The sequence below is a fragment of the Salmonella sp. 32031103-2018-00083-FB-01-SM-01 genome (genome assembly GCF_017571995.1).
Lineage (GTDB): Bacteria > Pseudomonadota > Gammaproteobacteria > Enterobacterales > Enterobacteriaceae > Salmonella > Salmonella enterica.
Map to the genome: position 1 here is coordinate 223955 of NZ_JAGEQL010000004.1, position 18190 is coordinate 242144.

Here is an 18190-nt window from a genome sequence, read left to right on the forward strand (position 1 = left end):
ACGTTAAGAGGTAAAAGCAGGATTACGCCTGGCCTTTGATCTCTTTACGACCGTTGTACGGTGCTTTTTCGCCCAGAGCTTCTTCGATACGAATCAGCTGGTTGTATTTAGCAACACGGTCAGAACGGCTCATAGAACCGGTTTTGATCTGGCCTGCAGCGGTACCAACAGCCAGGTCAGCAATGGTAGCGTCTTCAGTTTCGCCAGAACGGTGAGAGATGACAGCAGTGTAGCCAGCGTCTTTCGCCATCTTGATTGCAGCCAGAGTTTCGGTCAGAGAACCGATCTGGTTGAATTTGATCAGGATGGAGTTAGCGATGCCTTTCTCGATGCCTTCTTTCAGGATTTTGGTGTTGGTTACGAACAGGTCGTCACCAACCAGCTGGATTTTGTCGCCCAGTACTTTGGTCTGGTATGCAAAACCGTCCCAGTCAGACTCGTCCAGACCATCTTCGATGGAAACGATCGGGTACTGTTTGGTCAGTTCTTCCAGGAAGTGGGTGAATTCTTCGGAGGTGAACGCTTTGTTGCCTTCGCCAGCCAGAACGTATTTACCATCTTTGTAGAATTCAGATGCTGCGCAGTCCATCGCCAGGGTGATGTCTTTACCCAGCTCGTAACCAGCCGCTTTAACCGCTTCAGCGATAACAGCCAGTGCTTCCGCGTTGGAGCCCAGGTTCGGCGCATAGCCGCCTTCGTCACCCACAGCGGTGTTCATGCCTTTGCCTTTCAGCACTTTTGCCAGGTGATGGAAAACTTCAGAACCCATACGGATGGCTTCTTTAACCGTTTTCGCGCCAACCGGCTGGATCATGAATTCCTGGATGTCGACGTTGTTGTCAGCGTGCTCGCCACCGTTGATGATGTTCATCATCGGAACCGGCATGGAGTATTTGCCCGGAGTGCCGTTCAGTTCAGCAATGTGCTCGTACAGCGGCATACCTTTAGCGGCAGCAGCAGCTTTGGCGTTAGCCAGAGAGACAGCCAGAATGGCGTTTGCACCGAAGTTAGATTTGTTTTCAGTACCGTCCAGGTCGATCATGATTTTGTCGATGCCAGCCTGGTCTTTAGCGTCTTTGCCAAGAATAGCCTGAGCGATCGGGCCGTTAACCGCGCCAACAGCTTTGGTTACGCCTTTACCCAGGAAACGGGATTTGTCGCCATCGCGCAGCTCCAGCGCTTCGCGGGAACCAGTAGAAGCACCTGACGGAGCCGCCGCCATACCTACGAAACCACCTTCCAGGTGTACTTCAGCTTCAACAGTCGGGTTACCACGGGAGTCGATGATTTCACGACCGATGACTTTAACGATTTTGGACATTAGGTTTTCCTCAAGTCACTAGTTAAACTAAAACTTCAGACAAACGGTGCACCGCTTAGGGTGCACCGCTGTTCTAACTTTTTTACTTCGCCTGACGTTTCTGATGCTCGCTGGCGGCTTTAACAAAGCCGGCGAACAACGGATGTCCATCACGCGGCGTGGAAGTAAATTCCGGATGGAACTGACAGGCCACGAACCACGGATGATTCGGTACCTCAATGATCTCGACTAACTGATCATCACCGGAACGGCCTGCGACACGCAGACCCGCTGCTTCAATTTGTTTCAACAACATATTGTTGACTTCGTAACGATGGCGATGACGTTCAACAATCGTCGACGCGCCGTACAACTGACGTACCAGACTGTCATCGCTAAGCTGGCACTGCTGCGCGCCCAGGCGCATGGTGCCACCCAAATCGCTCTTCTCGCTACGGACTTCAACGTTACCGTCTTCATCGCGCCACTCGGTAATTAACGCCACAACCGGGTACTTACAGTCTGGCACAAATTCCGTTGAGTTGGCGTTGTCCATGCCGGCCACGTTACGAGCGAACTCAATCAACGCAACCTGCATCCCCAGGCAAATGCCCAGATAAGGAATATTGTTTTCACGCGCATAGCGCGCAGTGGCGATTTTACCTTCAACGCCACGATAGCCGAAGCCGCCGGGGATCAGGATAGCGTCCAAATCTTTCAGAATTTCGACGCCGCGCGTTTCAACATCTTGCGAATCGATCAATTTGATGTTGACGGTAACGCGGTTTTTCAGACCACCGTGTTTCAGCGCTTCGATCACCGACTTATAGGCATCCGGCAGTTCAATATATTTGCCGACCATGCCGATAGTCACTTCGCCTGCCGGGTTCGCTTCTTCGTAAATGACCTGTTCCCATTCAGACAGGTTAGCTTCCGGACAGTTCAAGCTGAATCGTTTACAAATATAATCATCAAGCCCCTGAGATTTCAACAGGCCTGGAATTTTATAAATGGAATCGACATCTTTCATTGAAATAACGGCTTTTTCCGGCACATTACAGAACAATGCAATTTTTGCACGCTCGTTGGCAGGAACTGCGCGATCGGAACGACAAATCAGAATATCGGGCTGAATACCGATAGACAGCAGCTCTTTCACGGAGTGCTGAGTCGGTTTAGTTTTCACTTCGCCCGCAGCCGCCAGGTAAGGTACCAGCGTCAGGTGCATAAACAGCGCGTGTTCACGACCGATATCTACCGCCAATTGACGAATCGCCTCAAGAAACGGCAGCGATTCGATATCACCAACGGTACCACCGATTTCCACCAGTACCACATCGTGGCCTTCGCCGCCTTCCAGAACGCGCTCTTTAATCGCGTTAGTGATGTGAGGGATTACCTGTACGGTTGCGCCCAGATAGTCGCCACGGCGTTCTTTACGCAGAACGTCGGAGTAGATACGGCCAGTCGTGAAGTTGTTGCGGCGAGACATCTTGGTGCGGATGAAACGCTCGTAGTGCCCCAGGTCCAGGTCGGTTTCAGCGCCGTCTTCAGTAACGAACACTTCCCCGTGTTGGATTGGGCTCATAGTACCCGGATCAACGTTGATGTACGGATCCAGTTTCATGATGGTCACGTTGAGACCACGGGCTTCCAGAATGGCTGCGAGGGAGGCTGCGGCAATGCCTTTACCCAGAGAGGATACGACCCCGCCGGTCACAAAAATATAGTTCGTTGTCATGCGGAACCTGAGAAGTTAGGTTTAAAAGACGATGGAATAACCAGGACGGGAAAGCAGTATACCCGAACATGACCTACGCCACAAACTTTCATTATTCCTCCTCTTCGTCAGGCTGACATTCACACAGGGAGGGAGAAAATAGCCCCTTTGAGGTAAATGTTTTTGACGTAAATCAAGCGCTTGTTATTTAAAAAATCACACAAATCGCTCTTGACCGCCTAAAACCTTTAGAGATCAATTTCCTGGCGTTTTACTTCCTGCCAAACTTCTTCCATTGTTTCCAGGTCCACCCCGGTCATTTCCAGGCCTCTGGCTGCGACAATACGTTCAACTTCGCGAAAACGACGTTCAAATTTATCGTTCGCTTTTTGCAAAGCGAGCTCCGCTTTCGTACCTAAATGACGCGCCATGTTGACCGTGGCAAAGAGCAAATCGCCCATTTCCTCTTCCAGTTTAGCCTGATCAACAACCGCCTGCCGCGCCTCGAACATCACCTCATCGATCTCTTCATAGACCTTATCGACGACCGGTCCCAGCGTCGTCCAGTCAAAGCCCACGTTTGAACACCGTTTCTGGATTTTTTGCGCGCGCATTAAGGCCGGTAAGCTGCGCGGAATATCGTCCAGCGCGGAATGCTGCGCTTTTTGCGCGCGCTCTTCCGTTTTGATTTGCTCCCAGCGAACTAATGCTTCTTCGCTATTATCCGCGGAAAGCTCGCCAAAAACATGCGGATGGCGGCGCTCCAGCTTGTCGCTGATGGCAGCGCAGATATCATTAAAATCGAAGCGGCCTTCTTCCTGCGCCATCTGCGCGTAAAACACCACCTGGAACAACAGGTCGCCCAGTTCGCCGCGCAAATCGTCAAAATCCTCACGCGCAATAGCATCCAGTACTTCATAGGTTTCTTCCAGCGTATAAGGCGCGATGCTGGCGAAGGTCTGCTCTTTATCCCACGGGCAGCCGTTTTCCGGGTCACGCAGGCGCTGCATGAGGGTGAGAAGACGGTCAATTTGATGGTTAGTTGTCATGGTTTTTAATCGGTTGTAAATACTAGCGACAATTGTAACGTATTATTCTTAACCATTCACGCACAGAGACACTACGGCAACGCCTATATAATAAAATATATTGTTAACAGGTGTTGAACGCTACCTCTCCCGTATAATTTTAAAATTATTAATCGATACACAACAATATAATAATCATATAACTAACTTATTAAAAAAACAGATATTTGTACCAGGCATTATAAATAACATCAATTAAGCAAAAAAAATTATGCAAACGCTATAAGTACCCCACCCAAAGAGCCTTCCCTTTCAAAAAAATAAATTATTTCACTTTTACGGAAAAACGAGTAGCATGCACGCCAGTTTAATATCCAAAAAAGACCACTTTTTTGTTTTTTCTGGAATATACATGAAATAAACATATTGAAAGTATTACATATAATATTTTATGAGCCTGTACGATCATTCAGCCCTTAAGAATACACTCATAAAAATGTAGAAATATAATATTTTTATTATGACCTATTTTTTACCCAAAGCCCGCAGCATGGCTCTATGCCGCATATCCCTTGGTATACGCGTACAAAATGCTGCCATAAAATACGTTAATTAAGGATAACACGATGAAGTCATCTCATTTTTGTAAACTGGCAGTAACTGCATCTTTAGTTATGGGAATTGTCTCCGGCGCTCAAGCCGCGGGTAGCAACACAGCAAAGGTCACTTTCCTTGGTAATATTGTTGATTCCCCCTGCTCAATCACACTTGTTTTTTAGATAAAAAGGCTATAACCAATTTACATGCTTACCAGCATCCTGATTCTGGCTCAGAATACGTATCACGATAACTTCCGTAACTGATTGTATAAAATAGATAATATGCCTTTCAAACGGTAAGGCATAAATGTATTCACCCAGTTCAGGTCGAGGCGTGCCAATGTTATTGGCACTCATGATGCTGAATATTTCTGATAGATGATTAATATATCGATCGGCCTGTATTTCGCCAAAATACAGCCAGCCGTAATGCCAGATATTTTCCAGATCTTCACTGGCCTTTGGCGTTAATTTTACCGTTCTCATCGGGTTTGATCATCCCTGTTTTGACCTTCCGTAAAAAGGCGTCCTTTTCCCAAGCCTGGGGCTCTCCGCTGTTCAGACCTTCAGCCAGAAGTTCACGTAACGCCTGAAGTCGTGACTCGGCCTGTTTTTCCCTCAGCAGACGAAGAGACTCTCTGATCACTTCACTTTGTGTTCTGTAATCACCTGATTCTATGAGCGATTCAATAAACTCGCGCAGTTCATCGCCAAGATCAACGGTCATTGTTCTGGCCATAACAGCCTCCACTGTAAGTATAAATCTTACATAAGAGTACACCGGAAATGAAATGTACGTCAAAAACATACCCCATGTCTCATGCTTATGGGGTTGGCTAATGCGGCTTTGCTGAACGAGTAGCAAAGCCGCTACATTATTACTGTCTGGGGTTTACCCCCCGTGCAAACGACGGGCATCAATCACATCCGGCACCTGGTTCAGCTTACCGAGCACCCGGCCCAGCACCTGCAGGTTGTAGATCTCGATGGTCATATCAATGGTGGCGATCTGCTGCTTAATGTCGCTGCGGCTGGCGACGCCCAGCACGTTGACTTTTTCGTTAGCCAGAATGGTGGTGATATCGCGTAGCAAGCCGCTGCGATCGTTGGCCTGGACGCGCACCACCAGCGAATATCCCGCCGAATAGCTTTCACCCCATACCGCCTCTACGATCCGCTCCGGCGCATGGGAGCGCAGTTCCGCCAGCTGTTCGCAGTCGGCCCGGTGCACGGAAATACCCCGCCCCTGAGTAATGAAGCCGACAATTTCATCCCCCGGAATCGGCTGGCAGCAGCGGGCAATGTGGTGCATCAAATTACCCACGCCTTCTACCACCACGCGCCCGTCGTCTTTACGACGATTTTGCGGCGCGTATGTTTTTTGCTGAAGCTGTTTCAGCGCCGCTGCATCCTGCTCCTCCGCACTCGGCTTATTGAACTGCGATTGCAGGAAATTCACCATCTGATTAAGACGGATATCGCCGCCGCCTATCGCCGCCAGCAACTCTTCCAGCTCATTAAAGTTGTAGCGCGGCAGCAGATGTTTCTCGGCCTCTTTCAGGCTAATCCCCAAATGCGCCAGCTCATCGTCGAGGATCTGCCGTCCAGCCAGGATATTTTTGTCACGGTCCTGTTTACGGAACCAGGCGTGAATTTTCGAGCGCCCGCGGCTGGTCGTCACATAGCCCAGGTTTGGATTCAGCCAGTCGCGGCTGGGATTCGGCTGCTTCTGCGTGATAATTTCAACCTGATCGCCCATCTGCAACTGATAGGTGAATGGCACAATACGGCCGCCGATTTTAGCGCCAATGCAGCGGTGCCCGACATCGCTGTGGATGTGGTAAGCAAAATCGAGCGGCGTAGAACCGGCAGGCAAGTCAACCACGTCGCCTTTTGGCGTAAAAACGTAGACCCGATCGTCAAACACCTGGCTGCGCACTTCATCCAGCATTTCGCCGGAATCGGCCATCTCTTCCTGCCAGGCGATCAGCTTACGCAGCCACGCAATTCTGTCTTCATGACCGGAACGCACGCCGCCGGACGCGGCGCCTTCTTTATACTTCCAGTGCGCCGCCACGCCCAGTTCGGCGTCTTCATGCATCTGTTTGGTACGAATCTGGATCTCAACGGTTTTACCGCCCGGCCCCAGGACCACGGTGTGGATAGACTGGTAACCGTTCGGTTTCGGGTTAGCGACATAATCATCGAATTCATCCGGCAGGTGGCGATAGTGCGTATGCACTATCCCCAACGCGGCGTAGCAGTCTTGCAGACGTTCAGCGACGATACGCACGGCGCGCACGTCAAAGAGTTCATCAAACGCCAGATGCTTTTTCTGCATTTTGCGCCAGATGCTATAAATATGTTTTGGTCGTCCGTAGACTTCCGCCTGCACGCCTTCGTTTTTCATTTCGGCGCGCAGATGTCCAACAAACTCTTCGATGTAATGTTCGCGATCGAGACGGCGCTCATGCAGCAGTTTGGCGATGCGTTTGTATTCCGCCGGATGCAGGTAGCGGAAACAGTAGTCTTCCAGTTCCCACTTCAGTTGCCCGATGCCCAGACGATTAGCGAGCGGCGCATAGATGTTGGTACATTCTTTCGCCGCCAGCACGCGCTCATCTTCCGGCGCCTCTTTCACTTCGCGCAAATGAGCGATTCGCTCGGCCAGTTTGATGACCACGCAGCGGAAATCATCCACCATCGCCAATAACATTCGACGGACGTTATCAACCTGCTCCGAAGAAACAGAGTCGTTATGAGTGGCGTTTAGCTGACGGATCGCCGCCATATCTCGCACGCCATGAATCAGGGTCACGATAGATTTGCCGACGCTTTCGCGCAGTACATCTTCGCTGACTACGTTGGCGTCGGCCAGAGGGAACAGTAGCGCCGCCCGCAGCGTGTCGATATCCATACTCAGAGTGGAAAGAATTTCTACCATCTCCACGCCACGCCACAGCAACAGATCCGCATCCGGATGTCCTTGTGTCTGTTGCAGGCAATACGCCCAGGTTTCGGCTAAGCGCTCACACGACTGCTGGCTGGAAATTCCCAGGCTTGCGATCCACTTCTTCGGATCAAATTCACCAGCTTTATTAATATGTGCACTTCTTACCGCGACCATCGTCCTCTCCTTAAGGGACCAGGCCTACCGAAGTCGGTAAGCCGGTAATCATTACATGCGCTCGAACAGAACCATTGATTCCAGATGTCCTGTGTGCGGGAACATGTCGAGCATCGCTAAACGCGTAACCTCATATCCCGCATTGACCAGCGCTTCACTATCGCGCGCCAGCGTCGCCGGGTTACAGGATACATAAACAATGCGAATAGGTTTTAATTTTATAATATGTCGCATCACTCCTGTAGCCCCCGCACGCGCAGGATCGAGTAAGACTTTGTCAAAGCCGTTTTTCGCCCACGGCTGCTTCGTGACATCTTCCTCCAGGTTCTCATGGAAGAATGTCACATTATGTAAACCATTGCGGATGGCGTTTTCACGGCCTTTTTCTACCAGCGCCGGAACGCCCTCAACCCCTACCACGCTTGCCGCGCGCGTTGCCAGCGGCAGCGTAAAATTCCCCATTCCGCAGAACAGATCCAGGACACGATCCTCGGCGCGCACATCAAGCCACTCCAGCGCGCGTGCGACCATTTGCTGGTTTACCGCCTCATTAACCTGAATAAAATCTCGCGGACTGAAGGCTAAACGTAAGCCGTGCGAATCATACCAGGGCGCCTCGCCAGATACCGTTTCCAGTATCTCGCTAAACGGCGCCAGAAACAGAGACAATCCCTCAGAATGCGAAAAGCGTTCCAGTTTTTCTTTATCCGCCGCACTTAATGGCGCGGTATGGCGCAGAATCATCAGCGTACCGCTTCCCGCCTGTACCAGCTCAACATGCCCAAGATGTCGGGTGCCGTGTAAACTCGCCAGACACGCCCTGATTCGGGGCAGCAATGCTTCAAGCCGGGGCGCCAAAACGGGGCACTGTTCGACATTGACGATATCGCTGGAACCCGCTTTGCGAAATCCCATTTGCAGCGGTTTATCCGGCGGGCAATTCAGACTTAACCGCGCACGACGCCGATAACCCCAGGGCGCGCCGGCGATGATGTCATTCACCTCGTGTTTCATCAAACGCGCCAGCGCCGCGCTTTTGCTGCGTTGTTGCAGGGCGATGCTGACATGCTGTTGCTGACAACCGCCGCAGACGCCAAAATGCGGGCAGCGCGGCGTTTCTCGTTCCGGGCTATCATTCAAACGACGCGAAACGCGTGCGCGGGCAAATTGCTTTTTATCTTCTGTAATAATGACTTCTGCGCTTTCCTCAGGCAATAAACCGGGGATAAACAGCGCCTTCCCGTTATGACGGGCTACGCCCTGACCAAATGAATCGAGGTCATTGACTTTAACGGTTATGATCTGACGCGTCGTCACGCGCCGTTTTGCAGAGTAGAATTGCGCCATCGACCAGCTTTTTCTCAATTTAACAGTGTGACCCTAATTGTCCCATAACGGAACTCCATGACCAACTACAGCCTGCGCGCACGCATGATGATTCTGATCCTGGCCCCGACCGTCCTGATAGGTTTGCTGCTCAGTATCTTTTTTGTAGTGCACCGCTATAACGACCTGCAGCGTCAACTGGAAGATGCCGGCGCCAGTATTATTGAACCGCTCGCCGTCTCCAGCGAATATGGTATGAACTTACAAAACCGGGAGTCTATCGGCCAACTTATCAGCGTCCTGCACCGCAGACACTCTGATATTGTGCGGGCGATTTCCGTTTATGACGATCATAACCGCCTGTTTGTAACGTCTAATTTCCATCTGGACCCCTCACAGATGCAGCTTCCCGCCGGAGCGCCGTTTCCACGTCGTCTGAGCGTCGATCGCCACGGCGATATTATGATTCTGCGCACTCCGATTATCTCGGAGAGCTATTCGCCGGACGAGTCAGCCATTGCCGACGCGAAAAATACCAAAAATATGCTGGGGTATGTGGCGCTTGAACTGGATCTCAAGTCGGTAAGGCTACAGCAATACAAAGAGATTTTTATCTCCAGCGTGATGATGCTTTTTTGTATTGGCATTGCGCTGATCTTTGGCTGGCGGCTTATGCGCGATGTCACCGGGCCTATCCGTAATATGGTGAATACCGTTGACCGCATTCGCCGCGGACAACTGGATAGCCGTGTGGAAGGATTTATGCTGGGCGAACTGGATATGCTGAAAAACGGCATTAATTCCATGGCGATGTCGCTTGCCGCCTATCACGAAGAGATGCAGCATAATATCGATCAGGCCACTTCAGACCTGCGTGAAACCCTTGAGCAGATGGAAATCCAAAACGTTGAGCTGGATCTGGCGAAAAAGCGTGCCCAGGAAGCGGCGCGTATTAAGTCGGAGTTCCTGGCGAACATGTCGCACGAACTGCGAACGCCGCTGAACGGCGTCATTGGCTTTACCCGCCTGACATTAAAAACGGAGCTGAACCCCACCCAGCGCGACCATCTGAACACCATTGAGCGTTCCGCGAATAATCTGCTGGCAATCATTAATGACGTGCTCGATTTCTCCAAGCTGGAAGCCGGTAAGCTCATTCTGGAAAGTATCCCTTTTCCACTGCGCAACACGCTGGATGAAGTGGTTACGCTGCTGGCCCACTCGTCGCATGATAAAGGGCTGGAGTTGACGTTAAATATTAAAAACGACGTCCCGGATAATGTGATTGGCGACCCGCTGCGCCTGCAACAGGTCATTACTAATCTGGTGGGTAATGCCATTAAGTTCACCGAGAGTGGCAATATCGACATTCTGGTAGAAAAGCGGGCGCTCAGTAACACCAAAGTACAGATTGAAGTGCAGATCCGCGATACGGGGATCGGCATTCCAGAACGCGACCAGTCGCGACTGTTTCAGGCGTTTCGCCAGGCCGATGCCAGTATTTCTCGCCGTCACGGCGGCACCGGGCTTGGGCTGGTGATTACGCAAAAGCTGGTCAACGAAATGGGCGGGGATATCTCTTTCCACAGCCAGCCTAATCGCGGCTCGACCTTCTGGTTTCATATTAATCTTGATCTTAACCCAAATGTCATTATTGACGGGCCGTCGACCGCATGTCTGGCCGGAAAACGGCTGGCTTATGTCGAACCGAATGCTACCGCCGCGCAATGTACCCTGGATCTGCTGAGCGACACGCCGGTGGAGGTGGTTTACAGCCCGACCTTCTCCGCGCTGCCGTTAGCGCACTACGATATTATGATTTTGAGCGTTCCGGTGACCTTCCGCGAGCCGCTCACCATGCAGCATGAACGTCTGGCGAAAGCGGCGTCAATGACGGACTTTCTACTGCTGGCGCTACCTTGCCATGCGCAAATTAACGCCGAAAAGCTGAAACAAGGAGGCGCGGCGGCCTGTCTGTTAAAACCATTGACGTCAACGCGCCTGTTGCCAGCACTGACGGAATATTGCCAGTTGAATCACCATCCTGAACCGCTGCTAATGGATACCAGTAAAATCACCATGACGGTTATGGCGGTTGATGATAATCCCGCCAATCTGAAGCTTATCGGCGCGTTACTGGAAGATAAAGTCCAGCACGTAGAGCTTTGTGATAGCGGACATCAGGCGGTGGATCGGGCGAAACAAATGCAGTTTGATCTGATTTTGATGGATATTCAGATGCCGGATATGGACGGCATACGCGCCTGCGAATTGATTCACCAGCTTCCTCATCAGCAGCAAACACCGGTTATTGCCGTTACGGCACATGCGATGGCCGGGCAAAAAGAGAAGTTGCTCAGCGCGGGCATGAACGACTATCTGGCTAAACCGATAGAAGAAGAGAAGTTGCATAATCTGTTGCTGCGCTATAAACCCGGCGCCAACGTAGCAGCGCGCCTGATGGCGCCGGAACCGGCTGAATTTATCTTCAATCCGAATGCGACGCTCGACTGGCAGCTTGCGCTCCGCCAGGCTGCCGGTAAGCCCGATCTGGCGCGGGATATGCTGCAAATGCTGATTGATTTTCTGCCGGAAGTGCGCAACAAAATTGAAGAACAACTGGTGGGAGAAAATCCCAACGGTCTGGTCGATCTGGTCCATAAGCTACACGGGAGCTGCGGCTATAGCGGCGTACCGCGGATGAAGAACCTTTGCCAGCTTATTGAGCAACAGCTTCGCAGCGGCGTCCACGAAGAGGAGCTGGAGCCTGAGTTTCTGGAGCTGCTGGATGAGATGGATAATGTCGCGCGTGAAGCGAAGAAGATATTGGGCTGATATTCGCCGGATGGCGGCGTGACCGCCTTATCCGGCCTACAACTCAGCGTAACTGTTGCCCCGCTTTCAGCGTTGCAGCCACGTTGCGCGCGGTCATTCGTACGTTTTCACTCGCATTCTTCAGCGCGTCCTCCAGCGTGCAGATGGTATAAATCACGCTGAAAACGGCATCAAGCCCATGTTCATGAACCACGCCAACGTCCGCCGTCAGGCTACCCGCAATACCAATTACCGGCTTGTTATACCGTTTGGCGATGTTTGCCACGCCAATAGGGACTTTACCGTGAATGGTCTGACTGTCGATGCGTCCCTCGCCGGTGATGACTAAATCAGCATCCGCAAGACACGCTTCCAGATGAAGCGCATCGGTGACAATCTCAATACCACGCCGTAGCTGCGCGCCGCAAAACGCGTATAACGCCGCCCCCATGCCGCCTGCCGCGCCGCCGCCTGCCAGATCCAACACATCGACATGCAGATCGCAAGCAATCAAATGCGCATAGCGAGTCAATGCCGTATCCAGGCGTTCAATCATTTCCGGCGTCGCCCCTTTTTGCGGACCAAAAACCGCAGACGCGCCCTCTTTGCCGGTAAGGGGATTCGTGACATCGCAGGCGACCTCTATATGGCACGCCGACAAACGCTTATCCAGGCCGCTGATATCAATGCTGGCGAGTGTTTCCAGCCCAATGCCGCCTTGCGCAATATCATTGCCCTGCGCATCCCGTAGCCTGGCCCCCAGCGCCTGCACCATCCCCGCGCCGCCATCGTTGGTGGCGCTACCGCCGATACCAATAATGATATGCTCAACGCCCGCATCCAGCGCATGACGGATCAGCTCGCCGGTTCCCCATGATGTGGTCTTCAACGGATCGCGTTGCGCGGGCGGTACCTGCTCCAGCCCACTGGCGGCCGCCATTTCAATGAACGCGGAACGCGCATCGCCGGAAAGCCCATAAAACGCATTGACGCGATGCCCCAACGGCCCGGTGACCTCAACATGCACGATTCGACCCGCCGTCGCTTCAACCATCGCTTCGACAGTACCTTCTCCGCCATCAGCCAGCGGTAATTTCAGGTAATCGGCGTCAGGCCAGATCTCGCGAAATCCTTGTTCAATGGCGGTCGCTACCTCAAGAGCACTCAAACTTTCCTTATACGAGTCTGGTGCGATCACTATTTTCATAAGTCGTCCTTACGCATGTTGATCCTGTTAAGCATACACCCAGAGAAGGACCGGTTCCTTACGGAACCGGCTCTGACTTAACGCACCATGCAAGGACGCTTATTATCAAACGTCCAGCCAGGAATTAAGTACTGCATTCCCATCGCGTCGTCACGCGCGCCTAAGCCATGCTTTTGATAAAGCTCATGCGCTTTCATCACCTGATCCATATCGAGCTCAACGCCCAGCCCCGGTTTGGTCGGTACTTGCACCATGCCGCCTTTAATTTCAAACGGTTCTTTAGTCAGACGTTGGTTGCCTTCCTGCCAGATCCAGTGGGTATCGATCGCGGTGATCTTGCCCGGCGCCGCCGCGGCAACATGGGTAAACATCGCCAACGAAATATCAAAGTGGTTGTTAGAGTGCGAGCCCCAGGTCAGACCGAACTCATGACACATTTGCGCCACGCGTACAGAGCCTTGCATAGTCCAGAAGTGCGGGTCCGCCAGCGGGATATCGACGGATTGCAGCGACAGCGTATGCCCCATTTGACGCCAGTCGGTCGCTATCATATTGGTGGCCGTCGGTAATCCGGTCGCGCGACGGAATTCCGCCATCACTTCACGTCCGGAAAAACCCTGCTCCGCGCCGCACGGATCTTCTGCATAGGCCAGAGAACCTTTCAGGTATTTACCAATGCTGATCGCTTCGTTCAGCGACCAGGCACCGTTTGGATCGAGCGTGACGCGCGCTTGTGGGAAACGTTTCGCCAGCGCTACGATTGACTCGGCCTCTTCTTCGCCCGCCAGCACGCCGCCTTTCAGTTTGAAGTCGTTGAAGCCGTATTTTTCATAGGCGGCTTCCGCCAGACGCACTACCGTTTCCGGCGTCATCGCCTCTTCATGGCGCAGACGATACCAGTCGCATGGCTCATCCGGCTGGCTCTGATACGGCAGTGGCGTGGCCTTGCGATTGCCGACAAAGAACAGATAACCCAGCATTTCGACTTCGCTGCGCTGCTGACCGTCGCCTAACAGCGAAGCGACGTTGACGCCCAGGTGTTGGCCTAAAAGGTCAAGCATTGCCGCTTCAATACCAGTCACCACATGGATAGTGGTACGGAGATCGAACGTTTGTAAACCGCGTCCGCCCGCATCGCGATCGGCAAACTGGTTGCGAACGGCGGTCAGGACATTTTTATATTCACCCAGCGTTTTTCCCACCACCAGTGGGATCGCATCTTCCAGCGTTTTGCGGATTTTTTCGCCGCCCGGAATCTCGCCGACCCCGGTATGACCGGAGTTATCTTTAATAATGACGATGTTGCGCGTGAAGAACGGGGCATGCGCGCCGCTCAGGTTCATCAGCATACTGTCATGGCCCGCAACCGGGATAACCTGCATTTCAGTCACTACAGGCGTCGTAAATTGAGTACTCATAACTGTGTCCTTATTCAGAATTAGTGACGACCAAAAACAGGGCGTTTGCGGTCAAAAGTCCAGCCGGGGATCAGGTATTGCATCGGGCCTGCATCATTACGCGCGCCGCCTGGCAGCGTTTTATACGCGTCATGCGCTTTTCGCACCTGTTCCCAGTCAAGCTCCACGCCCAGTCCTGGCGCATCCGGAACGGCAATTTTGCCGTTTTTAATTTCCAGCGGATTTTTAGTCAGGCGGCAATCGCCCTCCTGCCAGATCCAGTGCGTATCAATAGCGGTGGGTTTGCCTGGCGCCGCCGCGCCGACATGGGTAAACATCGCCAGTGAAATATCAAAATGGTTATTCGAATGGCAGCCCCAGGTTAGCCCCCAGTCATCGCACAGTTGCGCCACGCGAACGGCGCCGGTGAGAGTCCAGAAATGCGGGTCGGCAAGAGGAATGTCTACCGCATTGAGCATCGCCGCGTGTCCCATTTCACGCCAGTTGGTGGCAATCATATTGGTCGCTACCGGCAGTCCTGTAGCACGGCGGAACTCCGCCATGACTTCACGACCAGAGAATCCTTGCTCCGCGCCGCACGGATCTTCCGCGTAGGTCAGTACATCATTCAGCCCTTTGCACAACGCAATGGCTTCATCCAGTAGCCAGGCGCCGTTCGGATCCACGGTAATACGCGCGTCCGGGAAGCGTTTTTTTAGCGCGCGAACGGTATCAATCTCTTGTTCGCCCGGCAGCACGCCACCCTTGAGTTTAAAATCTTTAAAACCGTAGCGATCCTGAGACGCTTCCGCCAGCCGCACGACCGCGTCGCTGTTCAGCGCTTCCTGATGGCGCAGACGGTACCATTCATGACTGCCCGGCGTGCTTTCCAGATACGGCAGATCGGTTTTAGTACGATCGCCAATATAGAAGAGATAGCCTAACACGGTGACGGCATCGCGCTGTTTACCGGGTCCTAACAGTTCACAGACCGGCACATTAAGCGCCTGTCCCAGTAGATCAAGCAGCGCCGCTTCCAAAGCCGCCACCGCGTTAACCCGCAGTTCAAACGTCCATGCGCCTTTACCAAAGGTGTCAAAATCAGCGGCCTGGTTGCCTTTATGCACCTGCTGCACCACTTTGTTCAGGCGGGCGACTTCCTGGCCTAATACCATCGGAATAGCATCGACCAGCGTCTGATAAATCACTTCTCCGCCCGGCGCCTCACCGACGCCAGTATGCCCGGCGTTATCGGTGAGGACGACGATGTTACGGGTGAAGTACGCGTTATGCGCGCCGCCGATGTTGAGTAGCATACTGTCATGTCCGGCAACCGGAATGACCTTCATGTCCGTAATAACGGGACTGGATTGCGTTGTCATGATAATTGTCCTGCGACAGGTTTCAGTTCAATACGCTTAATATCGCCTACCAGCACCAGATAGCTGATGATGGCCACCAGGGCATGTACGCCGACATAGATCAACGCGCCGTTGAAGGAACCGGTGGTGCCAACGATGTAACCAATCGCGATTGGCGTCACAATACCGGAGATATTGCCGAACATATTAAACAAGCCGCCGGAAAGACCGCTGATCTCTTTCGGCGCGGTATCCGCCATTACTGCCCAGCCCAACGCGCCGATACCTTTACCGAAGAAAGCCAACGCCATAAAGCCGATGATCATCCATTCCACGTTCACATAGTTACAGAACACCATAACCATTGACAGCAACATCCCCAGCACAATCGGCGTCTTGCGCGCGATATTCAGGGAGCCAGTACGACGCATCAGCCAGTCGGAAATGATGCCGCCCAACACGCCGCCGATAAAGCCGCAGACCGCAGGAACCGAGGCGACAAAGCCCGCTTTGAGAATCGACATGCCGCGCGCCTGGACCAAATAGACCGGGAACCAGGTAATAAAGAAATAGGTCAATGCGTTAATACAGTACTGACCGATGTAAACGCCAATCATCATACGAGAGCCCAGCAGCTGTTTGATCTGGCCCCATTTGACGCTAAACGGTACTTTCGCTTTGGTGTCTTTCTGATCCATATTGATCAGCGCGCCGCCTTCTGCGATGTACTCCAACTCTTTCTTATTTACGCCCGGATGGTTATTTGGTTCATGGATAACTTTCAACCAGATAAAGCTGATGATGATCCCTAACCCGCCCATAAAGAAGAAGACATGCGACCAGCCCACTTCGTGCGTCAGCCAACCCATAATCGGCGCGAAAATAACCGTGGCAAAGTATTGCGCGGAGTTAAAGATGGCCACTGCCGTTCCCCTCTCCTGCGCCGGGAACCAGGCTGCAACGATGCGACTGTTGCCCGGGAAAGAAGGCGATTCCGCCAGACCAACCAGGAAACGAAGCGTAAAGAGGGCGACAATAATGCCGAAACCACTAAAGATATCGACAAAACCCTGCAACAGGGTGAAGACTGACCAAATGAAAATAGACCAGAAATAGACGCGTTTGGAACCAAAGCGGTCCAGCAGCCAGCCGCCCGGGATCTGCCCGATAACATAGGCCCATGAAAAAGCAGAAAAAACATAGCCCATGCCTACCGGATCAAGGCCGATATCTTTGGCCATTTCTGAGCCGGCAATGGACAATGTGGCGCGGTCGCCGTAGTTGAAGGATGTGACGATAAACAGCATCACCACTATCCAGTAGCGGGCGTTCGTGCGTTTCTCCACACTACTCGCCGCGTGACTTAATGAACTCATTGTTGCACTCCTGAAATTTCGCGTTAGCTACGCTCACTCTGAACTGCACAACCGGTAGGGAATCAGAGATAACGTTTCCTTGTTGCAGCTTTTATTAGGTCGTTTGCTTTGCACGCTGCATGCTTTTATTCACTGGCAGGAGAAGTATAAAAAGCGCGCCACACACACTCACCGTGCAACAACACAGTATTTTGGCGATGAATTACGCCTGTTTATGGCAAAAGCCCAGGACAGTGGAAGCCACTTCACGGAAATGAAATCAGAAGGCGTCAGGCGTCGACGCAGGAGGAATAAAAAGAGAAGAATGTGAAACAGGTCGCTTGATTACATGAAAACGCCCGTAAAAAACTGCCGCTTTTGCGGGCATATGCCCAAAGCTAACACGATTCAGTTACTTTACACTGTGTACAGGTCGTGATTTTGCTTACTGGCAACGCAAGCAAACGAAAAGGTACCCTCCCGTAGGGGGGAGGGATTTACCTCAGGAAAGTAAAGTTCCCCAGTTTTCAACCCAGGGATTGGATTGGCTCTCCGGCTCCGGATGTTCGCTGGCGTCAATGAATAACATCTCCCCCACCCGCTGCGCGCTTTGCTCCTGCAACAGGGCATCAAACTGTTTGCCGCCATTACAGAAATTGGGGTAGCTGCTATCACCTAGCGCAATCACCCCGTAACGCAGGTTTGGTTGAAAACCGACTGTATCTTTAATGCCGTGAAAGAGCGGCGCAATGCTATCCGGTAGATCGCCCTGCCCGGTCGTCGAGGTAACGACCAGCGCAACCTTATCCTGATATTGCTGCCAGTCGGACAGTTCAGGATCTTCAAACACGGTCGCGCTGTGGCCCTGTCTGGCGAGGATCGCTTCCGCTTCTTCCGCCACCAGCAGTGAGTTGCCATACATGGTCCCGACAAAAATACCAATTTCCGCCATTATG

At 52.4% G+C, this 18190-nt stretch carries 13 protein-coding genes and 1 pseudogene; 2 read left to right on the plus strand and 12 right to left on the minus strand.

Going from position 1 to position 18190, the window contains the following annotated elements:
* Positions 1-22: 22 nt before the first annotated feature.
* The 3 genes from eno to mazG form a co-directional block, all read right to left on the minus strand.
* A complete protein-coding gene (gene eno / locus J4614_RS13795; RefSeq protein ID WP_000036734.1) occupies positions 23-1321 on the minus strand; it encodes a phosphopyruvate hydratase in 1299 nt (432 codons plus the stop codon).
* A gap of 82 nt (positions 1322-1403) precedes the next feature.
* The gene (pyrG, locus tag J4614_RS13800) at positions 1404-3041 is read right to left on the minus strand and encodes a CTP synthase (glutamine hydrolyzing) (protein ID WP_000210864.1); all 1638 of its coding nucleotides are present in this window, start codon (positions 3039-3041) and stop codon (positions 1404-1406) included.
* A gap of 227 nt (positions 3042-3268) precedes the next feature.
* A complete protein-coding gene (gene mazG / locus J4614_RS13805) occupies positions 3269-4069 on the minus strand; it encodes a nucleoside triphosphate pyrophosphohydrolase (protein ID WP_000210451.1) in 801 nt (266 codons plus the stop codon).
* A gap of 605 nt (positions 4070-4674) precedes the next feature.
* Here mazG and J4614_RS22165 point away from each other — a divergent pair.
* Positions 4675-4818 (plus strand): annotated as a pseudogene (locus J4614_RS22165) (fimbrial protein SteA); the annotation flags it as partial.
* Between the two features lie 18 nt (positions 4819-4836).
* Here the strand turns inward: J4614_RS22165 and J4614_RS13810 are convergent.
* The 4 genes from J4614_RS13810 to rlmD form a co-directional block, all read right to left on the minus strand.
* Complete coding sequence (locus J4614_RS13810; RefSeq protein WP_001261199.1) at positions 4837-5133, minus strand: type II toxin-antitoxin system RelE/ParE family toxin; 297 nt, start codon at positions 5131-5133, stop codon at positions 4837-4839.
* Complete coding sequence (locus J4614_RS13815; RefSeq protein ID WP_000480218.1) at positions 5099-5455, minus strand: type II toxin-antitoxin system ParD family antitoxin; 357 nt, start codon at positions 5453-5455, stop codon at positions 5099-5101. The genes J4614_RS13810 and J4614_RS13815 overlap by 35 nt, the downstream gene beginning before the upstream one ends.
* Positions 5456-5539: 84 nt before the next feature.
* The gene (gene relA, locus J4614_RS13820; protein ID WP_000226841.1) at positions 5540-7774 is read right to left on the minus strand and encodes a GTP diphosphokinase; all 2235 of its coding nucleotides are present in this window, start codon (positions 7772-7774) and stop codon (positions 5540-5542) included.
* A 51-nt stretch (positions 7775-7825) separates the two neighbouring features.
* Positions 7826-9121, minus strand: a complete 1296-nt coding sequence (rlmD, locus tag J4614_RS13825) for a 23S rRNA (uracil(1939)-C(5))-methyltransferase RlmD (protein WP_000046857.1) — start codon at positions 9119-9121, stop codon at positions 7826-7828.
* A gap of 57 nt (positions 9122-9178) precedes the next feature.
* Between rlmD and barA the strand changes: the two genes are divergently transcribed.
* A complete protein-coding gene (gene barA / locus J4614_RS13830; RefSeq protein WP_000186400.1) occupies positions 9179-11935 on the plus strand; it encodes a two-component sensor histidine kinase BarA in 2757 nt (918 codons plus the stop codon).
* 43 nt (positions 11936-11978) lie between these two features.
* Here barA and J4614_RS13835 read toward each other — a convergent pair whose 3' ends face one another.
* The 5 genes from J4614_RS13835 to J4614_RS13855 all read right to left on the minus strand — a co-directional run bounded on the left by J4614_RS13835 (position 11979) and on the right by J4614_RS13855 (position 18186).
* Positions 11979-13121 carry a glycerate kinase gene (locus J4614_RS13835; protein ID WP_023251880.1) on the minus strand — a complete coding sequence of 381 codons (1143 nt, stop codon included), beginning with the start codon at positions 13119-13121 and terminating at the stop codon, positions 11979-11981.
* 77 nt (positions 13122-13198) lie between these two features.
* The gene (gene gudD, locus J4614_RS13840) at positions 13199-14539 is read right to left on the minus strand and encodes a glucarate dehydratase (RefSeq protein ID WP_000107109.1); all 1341 of its coding nucleotides are present in this window, start codon (positions 14537-14539) and stop codon (positions 13199-13201) included.
* A 20-nt stretch (positions 14540-14559) separates the two neighbouring features.
* A complete protein-coding gene (locus J4614_RS13845; protein WP_000211804.1) occupies positions 14560-15900 on the minus strand; it encodes an enolase C-terminal domain-like protein in 1341 nt (446 codons plus the stop codon).
* On the minus strand, positions 15897-17255 hold the full coding sequence (gudP, locus tag J4614_RS13850) for a galactarate/glucarate/glycerate transporter GudP (protein ID WP_079779773.1): 1359 nt from the start codon (positions 17253-17255) through the stop codon (positions 15897-15899). The genes J4614_RS13845 and gudP overlap by 4 nt, the downstream gene beginning before the upstream one ends.
* A 481-nt stretch (positions 17256-17736) precedes the next feature.
* Entirely contained in the window at positions 17737-18186 is a 450-nt protein-coding gene (locus J4614_RS13855) for a flavodoxin (protein WP_000807739.1), read from the minus strand.
* Between the last annotated feature and the right edge of the window lie 4 nt (positions 18187-18190).

What these genes read in the sequence shown, in the direction of transcription:
- pyrG (WP_000210864.1), bottom strand. Translation starts at nt 3,041, where the DNA reads ATGACAACGAACTATATTTTTGTGACCGGCGGGGTCGTATCCTCTCTG.
- eno (WP_000036734.1), bottom strand. Translation starts at nt 1,321, where the DNA reads ATGTCCAAAATCGTTAAAGTCATCGGTCGTGAAATCATCGACTCCCGT.
- J4614_RS13845 (WP_000211804.1), bottom strand. Translation starts at nt 15,900, where the DNA reads ATGACAACGCAATCCAGTCCCGTTATTACGGACATGAAGGTCATTCCG.
- rlmD (WP_000046857.1), bottom strand. Translation starts at nt 9,121, where the DNA reads ATGGCGCAATTCTACTCTGCAAAACGGCGCGTGACGACGCGTCAGATC.
- J4614_RS13810 (WP_001261199.1), bottom strand. Translation starts at nt 5,133, where the DNA reads ATGAGAACGGTAAAATTAACGCCAAAGGCCAGTGAAGATCTGGAAAAT.
- J4614_RS13835 (WP_023251880.1), bottom strand. Translation starts at nt 13,121, where the DNA reads ATGAAAATAGTGATCGCACCAGACTCGTATAAGGAAAGTTTGAGTGCT.
- gudD (WP_000107109.1), bottom strand. Translation starts at nt 14,539, where the DNA reads ATGAGTACTCAATTTACGACGCCTGTAGTGACTGAAATGCAGGTTATC.
- relA (WP_000226841.1), bottom strand. Translation starts at nt 7,774, where the DNA reads ATGGTCGCGGTAAGAAGTGCACATATTAATAAAGCTGGTGAATTTGAT.
- barA (WP_000186400.1), top strand. Translation starts at nt 9,179, where the DNA reads ATGACCAACTACAGCCTGCGCGCACGCATGATGATTCTGATCCTGGCC.
- J4614_RS13855 (WP_000807739.1), bottom strand. Translation starts at nt 18,186, where the DNA reads ATGGCGGAAATTGGTATTTTTGTCGGGACCATGTATGGCAACTCACTG.
- mazG (WP_000210451.1), bottom strand. Translation starts at nt 4,069, where the DNA reads ATGACAACTAACCATCAAATTGACCGTCTTCTCACCCTCATGCAGCGC.
- J4614_RS13815 (WP_000480218.1), bottom strand. Translation starts at nt 5,455, where the DNA reads ATGTTTTTGACGTACATTTCATTTCCGGTGTACTCTTATGTAAGATTT.
- gudP (WP_079779773.1), bottom strand. Translation starts at nt 17,255, where the DNA reads ATGAGTTCATTAAGTCACGCGGCGAGTAGTGTGGAGAAACGCACGAAC.